The following is a 13,050-nucleotide window of genomic DNA, read 5'->3' on the forward strand; positions in this document are numbered from 1 at the left end:
GTCGGCGCAGAAAAAATGGCGAAAGCTCGACGGGCAAAATCGCCTGCCCGAGATCATCCAAGGGATTGAGTTCCGAGACGGGATCCGCCAACTTCAAACCGCCGCCTGATCAGGCGTCACCAACTTTTGCCAATATCTCCAAATCAAGTCGACAACGCCAGCGCGTTCTGGTCCCTGGCGACGCACGCGCCGGTGTTCAAAAGGCACGAAGGGAATGGACCGATGCAACGAGCAAGCGGTGCAATAGGGACCAATCGTCGTCGTCCGCTTCGATGTTATCACATCACTGCAACAGAATTATCGTAATAGTCTGTTGTATTGGCGGAGGAGGTGTCCGCCAATGCAAATTCCATAAAGCGCTAAACAATCATATAATTCAATAATTTAAGACCCATGTACGTCTTGAATATTCCAGCGCCGTCCCCCATATTCCAGATAATAATGGGGGACGGAATGGCGGACGACAAAACAGCAATCGAACGAGCTGAACCAAGCAAGCGGGCAGAAAAGGCGCTGTCGGCTGCGTTTGTGCGCACCGTCACCGCCCACGGCAAATACACCGATGGCCACGGCTTGTTTCTCAAGGTTGATACATCTGGCGCGAAGCGTTGGGTGCAGCGCATTATGATACGCGGCAAGCGGACAGAGATAGGCATGGGGAGTGCATCGCTTGTCACCTCGGCAGAGGCACGGGAAGCCGCCCTACAGAACCGCAAGCTGGCGCGGGCGGGTGGTGACCCCCTGCAATCGAAACGCGCCTCAGAGGCTTTACTCACATTTGAGGAGGCATCGCGCAAAGTTCACAAAATCCACGAACCGACATGGCGCAACAAGAAACACGCGGCGCAATTCATATCGACGCTGGAAACCTATACCTTCCGACGCATCGGCAAGTTGAAGGTGTCAGAGGTGACCACGGCGGACGTATTGGCCGTGCTGCAACCCATATGGCTGGAAAAGCCTGAAACGGCGCGGCGTGTACGTCAGCGCATTGGCACCGTGATGAAATGGGCCGTGGCAAACGGATGGCGACAAGACAACCCAGCGGACGCCATCGCCCAAGCCCTGCCCAAACAGGACAAGGCCCAAGCGCACCGCAAAGCCCTGCCCTATGACAAGGTGCCTGAATTTATCGACGCTCTTAAAACGTCTGATGCAGGGGACGCCACCAAACTGGCGTTAGAATTGGTTATCTTAACAGCCTCACGGTCTGGCGAGGTGCGTTTGGCGGAATGGTCGGAGTTTGATCTGGACCAAGCCATCTGGACCCGCCCAGCGCACCGCATGAAAGCCAAGAAAGAGCATCGCGTCCCCCTATCGCCCCGTGCTGTTGAGGTGCTGTCACAGGCCCGCAAATTGGGGTCAGGCGATGGTCTGGTGTTCCCCGGCACTAAATACGGCAAGCCGCTGTCTGACATGACCCTGTCAAAGCTGACCAAGGCGCTGGGCTATGATGTGGACGTGCATGGGTTTCGTACCTCGTTCAAGACATGGACCCAAGAACGCACCAACACGCCCCGCGATGTAGCAGAGGCGGCGTTGGCCCATACGGTGAAGGATAAGGCAGAGGCGGCCTATGCGCGGTCCGATTTCTTTGACAAGCGCAGGAAGCTAATAGAACATTGGGAACGTCATGTAAGTAATGGTGAAAGCGTGATAATTTCAATTATAGGCTGAAGTCGCCTGAATGAGCGAACATAACCCATAGATTCGATCCACGTCGGCCAGAACCCGAAAAAACAATTTAAATTTGTAAACACATGTAACTTAACGATAAAAAAACTGGACTCATGTTGGAATGGCTTCAGGGACCAATATACTCTGCTCTACATACATGTGATTTTTTTTACTAATCTTCAAAAATTACACACAACATATTGACGGAGACGCCTGAAAAAACCCTACATGATGTGGCGAGATACCAGTTCCGGTTATCCACAACTTATACAATTTGTGCAATCAGAATCAGTTGGTGTATCAAGGAAGTGCTTAGCATAGAGCGAAACTCTAAGTGGCTGCCAAGACCGCGTCAACGATCAAGGCAACCGGAACAGGATGGAATAGAACTCCCCATTCATCGTTCCTCTTTCGCAAAATTCGCCGTGAGTCGCAACGAATTTGCGAAGCGGCTGCGAACAGAAGGATTGCCGCATGGCAGAACAAAACTCGAAGCGTTCAATGATGGAACGACGTGAAACCGATCGACACTTACGCCGCCCAGCCGTTGAAGCCGCTACTGGCCTGAGCCGATCAAGCATTTACGCTATGATGGATACAGACGACTTCCCCCGCCCTGTCCGCATCGGCAAACGCGCCGTGGCATGGCCCGAAAGTGCCGTGACCGCTTGGCTGGCATCCCGCCCTACCGCTGAACGTGTCGGGTAAAGCAACGCCCACGCAGTAGCAAAACTGGCGCGGGCGCTGGGTAGTTTTCCTTCCAGATACCGCGCTGCAATCCATCAATCAAGGATTCAGTAAAATGAAAATCCGAGCAACACTCAATCTGAGTGAACAATCCCGCACGTTTGAACTTAAAGGCCGTTTAGGTTGGGCGATGGTGCAACTTGCCGAAGCTGGCGCAAAAGGCGTCACCGCCATCACACGCCCTGCGCCCCGGTGGAGCGGCTATGTTTTCGACCTCAGAGAACTCGGCATCCCGATAGAAACCATCATGGAACCACACGATGGCAAATACCCCGGCCAGCACGCCCGTTATGTCCTGTCCTGTGACGCTCAGGTGCAATTGCTAGGGTCTGAGGTGATGACATGAGAACGGAACCCACACCACCACCCGTTGCCCCTGTCACACCCTTTGAGCGGCATCTGATCCACAAGCACAACTATCCTAGTCATTGGGCGCGCACCTATGACGAATTGCGCGGGGGGCATCGCTGATGGCCAAAGGCAAACGCAACGACAATGACGGACAGTACACCACCTTGCCCTATGCCCAACTTAAGTCCGAAGCATGGCGGTCCCTTTCGGGGGCCGCTGTCAAGGTCTGGCTGGAACTGCACACCCGTTTCAATGGCGGCAACAACGGCAACGTCAGGCTATCTATGAATGAAGCGGTCAAGGCGCTGGGCATATCCAAAGGCACCGCCCAGCGCGCCTTTATCGAACTAGAGGAAAAGGGTTTCATAGCCCTGCAAAACCCTGGCAATTGGTATCACCGTAAGGCGCATGAATGGCGTCTCACAACAAAGCGGATGCAAACCGCCAGAGGCGTTCAAGTGGCAACGCACGATTGGCAAAGCTGGCGAGCAAAAACAAGAGGCGGTCCACCAGAGTACCCGTCACCCTCGCCAATGGGTCCACCTCGAAACCCAAGGCCCGTTTCTGGGTCCACCAGAGAACCCGTCAAAGCGATTTCAAAGGCCCGCTTGGGTACTAAGGTGGGACACTAATACTAACCACTCCCCTTAAGCGTATGCGCCACGCGTGATAAGCACGTCGATAGCGGGGGGCGGTAGAAAGTTGGGGCGTGATGATTTCGTGACCGGGTCAAGCTGCAAAAACCGCGCATCCACAATTTGGGCATTCCGGTTTTAGCGCACCGATAAAACATGAATTTGGTTTATGATTTCGGAAAATTACAGGAGACACCGCATGGGCGGATATGGTTCTGGACGCAGTGGCTACAGCCAGAAAGCCGAACACCTAAAATCGCTGGACGTGAACCGATTGCACCGCGAGGGCTGTCTAAGGCCCGGTAGGCGCGGGTATTGGATCTGGTCAAGGGATGGCATAGAAACAGGGCGCATCGCCTACCACGCAGAGGAGCGTCACCTTGTCTTGGATTACAAGGTGCGCCTCTACGGTGGCGAGTGGGAAACCATCACGCAATCCATACCCCTGACCTATGCAGAGTGCAACTATGGCGGCACTCGCCCCTATTTCAGGTGCAAGGGCATAGTGAATGGTCGGCATTGCACACGTCGCGTCGGCAAGGTGTTTGCAGGGGGCAGATATTTCCTTTGCCGCCATTGCCACAACGTCGCCTATGCCAGCCAGTCAGAGCCGCGCTATGACCGCATGTTAAGGCGCGCAAACAAGCTGCGCACCGCGCTGGGCGGCAAACCAGGCATCGCGCATTCGATAGCGGCCAAACCCAAGGGCATGTGGCAACGGACGTATCAAAGAAAGCGTTTTGAAATTGAGTGGTGCGAGAACCAAGCAACCCACCATTTTCTAAGCAAATTTGCACATCTTCTCAACCCAGAGGAACGTGAGATGTATTTCGGGCATTAGTGCAAATGCACTTAATCAAGCAACCGATTGAAGGTTAGTCGCCACGCATGAAATTCGCGGCACCAGCGACTCCGTTGCCCACGACTTCTAAGTCTTTTTCCTCAAATTTCCGAAACGCTCCCACAAACAGCGCTACGGTAATGGCGGTTATCGAAGTGATGGGGGCAACTATCATTGCAACCGAGAAGGCTGCATTGGCGAAAACGAACGGCCCCCAGATTACACTATGGACCATGTGCCAAAGCGCCCCTGACATACCAAGGATAACAATTACTCCAGTTGAGACGGCCACCCACTTAATGATATAGCGCTGCCCTAGTTCACGATGCGCCAGACGCTTTAGGCTCGCTTCAGCTTCAAGCAATTCAAATTCAAGTTCCTCCCTACCTGCGTGTTGGGATGATCCATCTTGAATCAAATCTGGATCAATCGGAGGGATATCGTCAGGCATTGGCTATATGCTTTTTCGCCTCAGTGCGCTTTAAGACGTAATGCTGCTTGATTAACTCATCAGGTATCTGAGCGTAATACCCCCCCGTCTTCGTAGCGATATGCCACGGCCCGCCGGGTACATGTGTAATATCCGAAAGCTGAAAAGCGGCAAGACTCCCATATATTTTGTAAATCTGCTCGAGAAAATCTTCATCTTGCTCGGTGAACGAGGCATCAGGAACGCTGTTCACTGGGGCAGAAACGTTGATGCCCTGTTTTCGGAAATCCCGGTAAACTTCAGGCACAACAGGTCCATACTGCCACGCCTCTATGCGGTTTGAGAACAGTGGCATGTTACGAGTCTCAAGATGCCATCCGTGAGAGATGTAGGTCAGCTTTAAAAGCGACATAAGTGACAAAGTCTTCCCGTCCCGCCCAGCGCGGTTTACAAACCAGTTAGCAACTTGGCGGGCGTCATATGTCATCAAATTCTTCCTCTCAGACATCTTATATAGGCATTCCTTAAGAAATGTGAATTTAAGTTTTTGATTGGATAACCCCGTTGGCTCCGAGAAAGTAAGCGGGAAAAAACGCGCTCCAACGCCTGAAGGGCTGGGGACCGCAACAATTTGTCAGTTTTGCTGACCGTCAAAATCAATTTAAAAAATCGGTCACTCAAATTGGAACTGGGGGTCAAATTGGGGGACGCCACAATCAAAACATTCTATAAGCACTTGAAACAACTTACTAATTTAAAGAAATATGGCGGAGGAGGTGGGATTCGAACCCACGGTACGCTCTCACGCACGCTGGTTTTCAAGACCAGTGCATTCGACCACTCTGCCACTCCTCCGCAGCAGGGACCGCATAGAGGGGTCTTGGCGATTCTGCAAACATCGAAATCGTATGGTGGCAACAAAGTCGAATGGGGAAATTTGCCTATCGTGAAGTGCTGGTCTTTTCACCGCAGCCTGCCCGCGTTACTGTGTGGGCAAGACCCCGCCAATGGGGCAATAAACATGCCGTATAATCGGCGCAAAGCTCTGGGTGGATCGCCGGGCTTGCAGGCAAGGACGACTGATCATGAACAGGCTAACGCTTCCCCTTCCCCACACAAGCCGGACCATAGGCGTATTGGTCGCGCTGACGGTGCTTGTGGGGTGCGAAGGCATCGGACCACTGGGACTGGGACAGGGAAATTCCGCGTCCGGCCAGACGGAGTCGACCAAACTGGTCGAACGCGATGTCGAAGCACCAGATGTATTTTCGGTGACCGACAAGGGGTTATGGGACGGTCGCCCCAGCCTGGGTGGCGTTTGGGTTGCGCATCCTGATGTCACAGAACCTGAAAGGGTGATCATCCGTAACGAAGCAAACGGCAAGTTCGTTATCGGTGCGTTGTTCCGTCGCGAACGCGATCTGCCCGGCCCCAAGTTGCAAATTTCGTCCGACGCGGCCGCCGCGCTGAACATTCTTGCCGGGGCACCCGCGCCGTTGAATGTGACCGCTCTGCGCCGCGAAGAAGTTGACGCACCTGTTCAGGATTCTGCACCTGATGCAACCATCAAGACACCTTCGGCGGTGACTGAAACAGCGCTGGCACCTGTTGTCGCGTCACCCCCGGCGACACCTGATGCCGAACCCGCATCCGCTGCTGAGGTAGCCGTAAGCGCCCCGCCGGCCCCGAAAGCCGCCGCTTTACCCGCCGCTACACCGAACCCCACGTCGACGCTGGCCAAGCCTTACGTACAGATTGGTATTTTCAGCATCGAAGCCAATGCCAACCGTGCCGCCAATCAGATGCGCAGCGCCGGCATGGTCCCGTCGGTCAAGCGCAGCGAGATCAACGGCAAGGCGTTCTGGCGCGTGGTTGTCGGGCCGGCAGCGACAAACTCAGAGCTGAATTCGTTGCTCAAATCCATCAAAACCGAAGGGTATTCGGACGCCTACGCGGTATCCAGCTAACCCAATCTAAAGAGGAGCCCGCCCATGATCCGCCTATTTGCAGCATTCTTGGCAACGATCCTGCTTTCCGTGCCTGCCTATGCATTCGAAACTCAGGCGAAAGCGGCTTACGTCATCGACCAGACGACCGGAACCGTGTTGATGACCAAGAACGCGGACGAGCCTTTGCCCCCTGCCTCGATGTCAAAGCTTATGACGTTATACATGGCATTCGAGGCCGTCGAACGTGGGAAAAGCAATGGTGGTCTTGACCTGACCGAAGAATTACCGGTCTCGCAACACGCGATGTCCTATGGCGGGTCGACGATGTTTCTTGATACGACAGACCGCGTCAAGGTCGAAGACCTGTTGCGCGGCATCATCGTGCTATCGGGCAACGACGCCTGCGTTGTGATCGCCGAGGCATTGAGCCCCGATGGCACCGAAGCCGGTTTTGCCAGGCTGATGACCCAGCGTGCACAGCAAATGGGCATGACGAATTCGACATTTGCGAACTCGAACGGGTGGCCTGCCGCCGGACATCGCATGTCGGTACGCGATCTTGGGCTGCTGGCAATGCGTCTGATTACGGATTATCCGCAATACTACCCGATGTTTGCGCAACAGGAATTCCTCTTTGATGGCCGTGCACCGCAGAACAAGTCAAATCGTAACCCGTTGTTGGGCTTGGGGATTGGCGCAGACGGGTTGAAAACCGGCCACACTCAGGAAGCAGGCTATGGGCTTGTCGGGTCTGCCAAACAAGGCGACCGCCGGGTGATTTTCGTTCTGTCCGGGCTCGACAGCACCGCGGCGCGGGCACAGGAATCCGAGGCTATCGTGAACTGGGCGTTCCGGCAATTCTCTCAGCGGTCGATGGGGGACAAGGGTACCTTGATCGCCGAAGCCCCCGTCGTGCTTGGTGCGCAGGGCACTGTCGGGATGGAGCTGGAGAACGATCTTTCGGTGCTTGTCCCGGTTTCTGGCGGTAGCGATGTGTCGGCTGAAGTCGTCTATACAGGCCCATTGCGCGCGCCCATCACCAAAGGGCAGAGCGTGGGTGAACTGGTCCTGACCCGTGGCGATTTACCCGAGGTGCGCGTCCCGCTTGTGGCAAAAGACAGTGTTGCCGCCGGTGGCTTCCTGGTCAAACTCGAAGCCGCAGCACGCCATCTTCTGACCCGGCTGAACGAAGGACCCGAGGCCGCTTCGTGATCTGCAAGGGTTTCTTCATCAGCTTCGAGGGCATTGACGGATCCGGCAAGTCCACGCAGACGAAACTGCTTAGGGACCAGCTTGAGGCGGCCGGTCATGACGTTGTTCTAACCCGTGAACCCGGCGGGTCACCCGGAGCCGAGGAAATCCGGGCATTGGTGTTGCAGGGTGACCCCGACAGATGGTCGGCGCACACCGAAATCTTGTTGTTCACCGCCGCCCGGCGCGACCACCTGGAGCGGACTATTCAACCCGCTTTGGCCAGCGGGAAGATCGTGATATGCGACAGGTTCGCGGATTCCACCCGTATGTATCAGGGTCTCAGCCGGGGTGATCTGCGCGATTGTGTGGACCGTTTGCACAAGTTGATGATCGGGGTCGAGCCTGATTTGACCGTGTTGATCGACATGGATCCGACCGAAGGCCTGAGCCGCGCGCTTGCGCGACACACGGTCGAAGAAAGGTTCGAGGATTTCGGCGAAGATCTACAGGTCGCCATGCGCGCCGGATTCCTGTCGCTGGCGCAAGAGTTTCCGGACCGGTTTGTCGTGATCGACGGATCCGGCCCAATCGACAGTGTCGCCGCAGATATCTTCAGCCAGACCCAGGCCCGTATCGCCCAGACAGGTCGGACCGGGGCCGATCCCCACGCATGTTCGGCGCAATGACGTGTTTCGGCATCGCCACGGCTCTTTTACTGACGCGGCAATCTGCTAGACCGCTCACATGACTGACGATCTGTATCAACCCGACCGTATAGACGGGGCGCGGCACCCGCGCGACACCGCGAGGCTGATTGGCCAGGAAGCGGCAGAGGCGGCATTTCTCGATGCTTTCAATTCCGGCAAACTGCATCATGGCTGGTTGCTGACCGGGCCGCGCGGTGTCGGCAAGGCAACGCTGGCGTGGCGACTAGCGCGTTTCCTGCTGGCGACGCCTGATCCCGATGACGGCGGCATGTTTGCTTCCGTTGCTCCCTCGACCCTAGATATAGACCCTGAACATCCCGTGGCCCGGCGGATCTCGGCCGGGGGCGAAGGTGCCCTGAAGGTCGTCACCCGGTCAGTCGATGAAAAAACCAAACGGTTGCGCAAGCAGATCGTGGTGGATGACATACGCAAGCTTAACGGATTTTTCCAGATGTCGGCTGCCGACGGCGGGCGGCGCGTGGTCATCGTTGACGACGCCGACCTGATGAACCCGAATGCCGCCAACGCCTTGCTGAAAATGCTCGAAGAGCCTCCGGCGCGGGCCGTCATCCTACTGATTAGCCATCGGCCGTCAGGGTTGCTGCCCACGATACGGTCGCGCTGTCGCACCTTGCGGCTGGGGACGTTGACCCCCGATCAAATGGCGCAGGCCCTTGAGCTATCTGGCGTGGATGTCACCGGCGACCCGACGGCACTGGCGGCGCTTTCCGGTGGGTCCGTGGGTGCCGCGCTGTCTTTGTCGTTGATGGGGGGGCTTCAACTGTATGCAGAGTTGGTTGCGTTGCTTGGCACATTCCCCCGTCTTGACCGGGCCCGGGCCCTTAAACTGGCAGAAGCGGCGGCGGCACGGGGGGCGGAAGAAAAACTGGCACTGCTCTTCGATCTCACCGACCTGTTGATGCTGCGCCTTGCCCGCACCGGCGCTTTGGGGCACCCTCCCGACGTTGCGGCCGCGCCGGACGAGCAAGCGATCCTGTCGCGTCTGTCGCCCACCCCTGAACAGGGCCGCGAATGGGCGCAAGCGGCACAGGGCATCAGCACCCGGGCGCGTCACGGGATGGCCGTCAACCTTGACCCTGCTGCACTGGTCCTAGATACCCTTTTCAAAATGGGCGAAGCCGCACCAAGGTAGCCCGCGTAGATCAACAGGCAGGACAGGCATGAGCGACACACCTCAGATCACCGACAGCCATTGTCACCTTGACTTTCCCGACTTCGAAGGGAATTTGAACGACGTCATCCAGCGCGCGTCCGACGCTGGCGTCACCCGCATGGTCACGATTTGCACCAAACTCACCAATGAACCTGCCGTGCGTGCCATCGCCGAAGCCCATGCGCCGGTGTTCTATGCTGCGGGCACCCACCCGATGAGCGTCGCCGCAGAACCGATGGCCACGTATGAGGACCTGCTGGCGCTGACCAAACACCCGAAAATGGTCGGGATCGGCGAAACCGGATTGGATTACCACTACACGGCTGACTCGGCTCAGGCCCAGCAAACGTCCCTGCGCACCCATATTGCAGTGGCCCGCGACACTGGCCTGCCGTTGATCATTCACGCCCGCGACGCGGATGACGACATGGCCGACATCCTGACTCAGGAACACGCCAACGGGGCGTTTCCCTGCGTGATGCACTGCTTCTCATCCTCAGCCAAACTGGGGCGCGCCGCCCTTGATCTCGGCTTTTATCTCTCCATGTCCGGTATAACCGCGTTCCCCAAAAGCCAGGACCTGCGCGATATTTTTGCAAACGCGCCGCTGGACCGTATCCTGGTCGAAACCGACAGCCCCTATCTGGCACCCCCGCCCCACCGCGGGAAACGCAATGAGCCGGCCTTTACGGCCCACACGGCACGGCGCGGAGCCGAAACCTTTGGCATCGACTACGCCGACTTCGCGGCGCATACCCAAGCCAATTTCGACCGGCTGTTCGCCAAGGCAGCCGCCTATCAGGCGACCTCGTGATGGAGCGGATGAAGATCACGATCCTCGGGTGCGGCTCCTCTGGCGGTGTGCCGCGGCTCGGAGGCCACTGGGGGGCCTGCGACCCCACCAATCCCAGGAACAATCGCCGACGCTGCTCGATCCTGGTGCAACGCCTCAGCGATTCCGGCACGACGTCGGTGCTGATCGATACCTCGCCCGACATGCGCAGCCAACTTCTTGATGCCGATATCGGCCAACTCGACGCGGTGCTCTATACGCATTCGCACGCCGATCACGTTCATGGCCTGGATGACCTGCGCATGATCGTCATCAACATGCGCAAGCGCTTGGCGGTATGGGCCGACACCCCTACCCGCCAGGCATTACTGGACCGCTTCGGCTACGTTTTCATCCAACCACCCGGATCCTCCTACCCCCCTATTCTGGAAATGAACCATATTCAGGGCGACGTGACCATCGACGGCGCGGGCGGCAGCCTGACCTTCACGCCGTTCACCGTGAACCACGGCAGCATCGATGCACTCGGCTTTCGCATGAACGACGTGGCCTACCTGCCCGACGTCGCAACCATACCCGATACCGCCTGGCCACTTCTGGGAAACCTCGAATGCTGGATCGTCGATGCGCTACGCCGGGATCCGCACCCGACCCATAGCCATCTCGCTCAAACCCTTGGCTGGATCGAACGGATGGCCCCGCGCACAGCGGTGTTGACCAATATGCACAACGACCTCGACTACCAAACCCTTGCCGATGAGACGCCCGACCACATCCAACCCGCCTATGATGGCCTTACCCTAAGCTTCCCCGCCTGATTTTCATTTTGCCAAATAAACTCCACGGGGGCGTGGGGGTGTGAAACCCCCACTCCGACCGACGCCACCTCCACTAAGGCCGATTTCCCAGTGCAAACCCTCCTAGACGTTATTCTTCCTGTCTTCTTGGTCATCGGTTTCGGGTACGTCGCAGTCTGGCGAGGCCTGTTCCCGGTGTCGGGCATCGACGGCGTGATGCGGTTTGCGCAAAGTTTCGCGATCCCCTGCCTGTTGTTTCAATCCATCGCAAAGCTTGATCTTTCCGCGTCATTCGACCCTGCGCTGCTCACCAGCTTTTACGCCGGTGCGGCCATCGCTTTCACTCTGGGCATCGTCGGGGCACGCTTCTTGTTCCAACGTGAATGGGAGGACAGTGTGGCAATCGGCTTTTGCTGCCTGTTCTCAAATTCGATCCTGTTGGGCTTGCCGATCACTGAACGGGCCTACGGGCCGGATGCCCTGACGGGAAATTTCGCCATTATCGCGATCCACTCCCCGTTTTGCTACGGGCTTGGCATCACGGTGATGGAATTTGTACGCAACCGGGACCAGACCGGTTTGTCGTTGCTGCGCAATATCGCCGTTGCCATGTTCCGCAACCCGCTGGTGCTGGGTATCGTATCGGGATTTGCGGTCAATTTCAGCGGTCTGCCGATCCCGGGTGTGGTCGACGATGCCTTGTCTCTCATCGTTCGCGCAGCACTGCCCGCCGCCTTGTTCGCCCTCGGCGGCGTGTTGATCCAGTACCGCCCCGAAGGCGATCTCAAGACCATTCTCATGGTCTGCATCATCGCGTTGCTCATTCACCCGGCAATCGTCTGGATGCTGGGGCGCAGCTTCGCGCTCCCCGATGACCTGTTCCGCTCGGGCGTGCTGACGGCGGCCATGGCACCCGGATTCAATGCCTACATCTTTGCCAACATGTACGGCCGGGCGCGACGAGTCGCGGCCAGTTCGGTGCTGATCGCCACCGGTGCATCTGTACTGACGGCGTGGATGTGGATATCACTGCTGCCATGACGCCGCTGCTCTATTCCTTCCGCCGATGCCCTTATGCGATGCGTGCACGACTGGCCTTGCTCCATGCAGCCGGGCCACAGGTGGCGCTGCGCGAGGTGGCTTTGCGCGACAAACCCGATGCTTTCCTGCGCGCCTCTCCCAGCGGGACTGTCCCCTGCCTTGTGCTGCCCGACCGTGTCATCGACGAAAGTCTGGATATCATGGTTTGGGCGCTCGGGTCGTCCGATCCGCAGGGCCTGTCAACCATGCAGCCCGAGGGCTGGGCTTGGATCGAACGCTGTGATGGCCCTTTCAAGCACAATCTGGACCGCACCAAATACAGCAGCAGATATCCCGAACTCGATGCCGCGGTTAGCCGCGACCGGGCCGCCTTGTTCCTCCAGGACCTGAATGACCAGATCGGCACCTTTATTCTGGACCGGCCGAGCTTGGCGGACCTTGCGATTGTCCCTTTCGTGCGCCAATTCGCCTTTATCGACAAACCTTGGTTCGATGCCCAAAACTGGCCGCGGCTCCAACATTGGTTGAACCGTTTCCTATCGTCCGACGGGTTTGCCTGTATCATGGAAAAATACCCGCCGTGGGCCGATTCAGGACAATCGCAGCTCTTCCCGCCGAATGACGCCTCCGGCCGGACCGATCCGCCGCCGCTGTGGTAGCGCGCGGTATCAATGCGGGGGCCCTGCCAAACCCTGTTCATAATCGCAGGTAAGA

The 13,050-nt window shown here is 57.3% G+C and carries 16 protein-coding genes and 1 tRNA gene; 14 read left to right on the forward strand and 3 right to left on the reverse strand.

Features of this window, described 5'->3' with window-relative positions; all coding sequences use genetic code 11:
• Nucleotides 1-453 precede the first annotated feature (453 nt).
• The 6 genes from AC13DE_RS09500 (at nucleotide 454) to AC13DE_RS09525 (ending at nucleotide 4,251) form a co-directional block, all read left to right on the forward strand.
• Nucleotides 454-1,677, forward strand: coding sequence for a tyrosine-type recombinase/integrase (locus AC13DE_RS09500; protein ID WP_483047669.1), 1,224 nt, complete (start codon nucleotides 454-456; stop codon nucleotides 1,675-1,677).
• A gap of 504 nt (nucleotides 1,678-2,181) precedes the next feature.
• Nucleotides 2,182-2,385, forward strand: a complete 204-nt coding sequence (locus AC13DE_RS09505) for a helix-turn-helix transcriptional regulator (RefSeq protein ID WP_483047840.1) — start codon at nucleotides 2,182-2,184, stop codon at nucleotides 2,383-2,385.
• 94 nt (nucleotides 2,386-2,479) lie between these two features.
• The gene (locus AC13DE_RS09510) at nucleotides 2,480-2,770 is read left to right on the forward strand and encodes a winged helix domain-containing protein (protein WP_483047670.1); all 291 of its coding nucleotides are present in this window, start codon (nucleotides 2,480-2,482) and stop codon (nucleotides 2,768-2,770) included.
• The gene (locus AC13DE_RS09515; protein ID WP_483047671.1) at nucleotides 2,767-2,895 is read left to right on the forward strand and encodes a hypothetical protein; all 129 of its coding nucleotides are present in this window, start codon (nucleotides 2,767-2,769) and stop codon (nucleotides 2,893-2,895) included. The genes AC13DE_RS09510 and AC13DE_RS09515 overlap by 4 nt, the downstream gene beginning before the upstream one ends.
• Complete coding sequence (locus tag AC13DE_RS09520; RefSeq protein ID WP_483047672.1) at nucleotides 2,895-3,407, forward strand: helix-turn-helix domain-containing protein; 513 nt, start codon at nucleotides 2,895-2,897, stop codon at nucleotides 3,405-3,407. The genes AC13DE_RS09515 and AC13DE_RS09520 overlap by 1 nt, the downstream gene beginning before the upstream one ends.
• A gap of 202 nt (nucleotides 3,408-3,609) precedes the next feature.
• Nucleotides 3,610-4,251, forward strand: a complete 642-nt coding sequence (locus tag AC13DE_RS09525) for a hypothetical protein (protein ID WP_483047673.1) — start codon at nucleotides 3,610-3,612, stop codon at nucleotides 4,249-4,251.
• Nucleotides 4,252-4,285: 34 nt separating this feature from the next.
• Here AC13DE_RS09525 and AC13DE_RS09530 read toward each other — a convergent pair whose 3' ends face one another.
• The 3 genes from AC13DE_RS09530 to AC13DE_RS09540 form a co-directional block, all read right to left on the reverse strand.
• The gene (locus AC13DE_RS09530; RefSeq protein ID WP_483047674.1) at nucleotides 4,286-4,702 is read right to left on the reverse strand and encodes a hypothetical protein; all 417 of its coding nucleotides are present in this window, start codon (nucleotides 4,700-4,702) and stop codon (nucleotides 4,286-4,288) included.
• Nucleotides 4,695-5,168 carry a Panacea domain-containing protein gene (locus tag AC13DE_RS09535; RefSeq protein WP_483047675.1) on the reverse strand — a complete coding sequence of 158 codons (474 nt, stop codon included), beginning with the start codon at nucleotides 5,166-5,168 and terminating at the stop codon, nucleotides 4,695-4,697. Before AC13DE_RS09535 ends, AC13DE_RS09530 begins: the two co-directional genes overlap by 8 nt.
• A gap of 278 nt (nucleotides 5,169-5,446) precedes the next feature.
• Nucleotides 5,447-5,536: transfer RNA gene (locus AC13DE_RS09540), tRNA-Ser, on the reverse strand.
• Between the two features lie 230 nt (nucleotides 5,537-5,766).
• Between AC13DE_RS09540 and AC13DE_RS09545 the strand changes: the two genes are divergently transcribed.
• From AC13DE_RS09545 to AC13DE_RS09580, 8 genes are all read left to right on the forward strand, one after another.
• Nucleotides 5,767-6,648 (forward strand): SPOR domain-containing protein, encoded by an 882-nt coding sequence (locus AC13DE_RS09545; protein WP_483047676.1) that lies wholly within the window; start codon nucleotides 5,767-5,769, stop codon nucleotides 6,646-6,648.
• A gap of 24 nt (nucleotides 6,649-6,672) precedes the next feature.
• Complete coding sequence (locus AC13DE_RS09550; RefSeq protein ID WP_446297666.1) at nucleotides 6,673-7,842, forward strand: D-alanyl-D-alanine carboxypeptidase family protein; 1,170 nt, start codon at nucleotides 6,673-6,675, stop codon at nucleotides 7,840-7,842.
• Complete coding sequence (gene tmk, locus AC13DE_RS09555) at nucleotides 7,839-8,510, forward strand: dTMP kinase (RefSeq protein ID WP_483047677.1); 672 nt, start codon at nucleotides 7,839-7,841, stop codon at nucleotides 8,508-8,510. Before AC13DE_RS09550 ends, tmk begins: the two co-directional genes overlap by 4 nt.
• A gap of 58 nt (nucleotides 8,511-8,568) precedes the next feature.
• Nucleotides 8,569-9,684, forward strand: a complete 1,116-nt coding sequence (locus AC13DE_RS09560) for a DNA polymerase III subunit delta' (RefSeq protein ID WP_446314077.1) — start codon at nucleotides 8,569-8,571, stop codon at nucleotides 9,682-9,684.
• Between the two features lie 28 nt (nucleotides 9,685-9,712).
• Nucleotides 9,713-10,519, forward strand: a complete 807-nt coding sequence (locus AC13DE_RS09565) for a TatD family hydrolase (RefSeq protein WP_483047678.1) — start codon at nucleotides 9,713-9,715, stop codon at nucleotides 10,517-10,519.
• On the forward strand, nucleotides 10,519-11,316 hold the full coding sequence (locus AC13DE_RS09570; protein WP_483047679.1) for an MBL fold metallo-hydrolase: 798 nt from the start codon (nucleotides 10,519-10,521) through the stop codon (nucleotides 11,314-11,316). The genes AC13DE_RS09565 and AC13DE_RS09570 overlap by 1 nt, the downstream gene beginning before the upstream one ends.
• A gap of 90 nt (nucleotides 11,317-11,406) precedes the next feature.
• Nucleotides 11,407-12,336: an AEC family transporter gene (locus AC13DE_RS09575; RefSeq protein WP_483047680.1), complete on the forward strand. Its 930-nt coding sequence runs from the start codon at nucleotides 11,407-11,409 to the stop codon at nucleotides 12,334-12,336.
• A complete protein-coding gene (locus AC13DE_RS09580; RefSeq protein WP_483047841.1) occupies nucleotides 12,333-12,995 on the forward strand; it encodes a glutathione S-transferase in 663 nt (220 codons plus the stop codon). The genes AC13DE_RS09575 and AC13DE_RS09580 overlap by 4 nt, the downstream gene beginning before the upstream one ends.
• The last annotated feature ends 55 nt before the right edge of the window (nucleotides 12,996-13,050 follow it).

The sequence above is a fragment of the Sulfitobacter sp. L-8 genome (genome assembly GCF_056859255.1).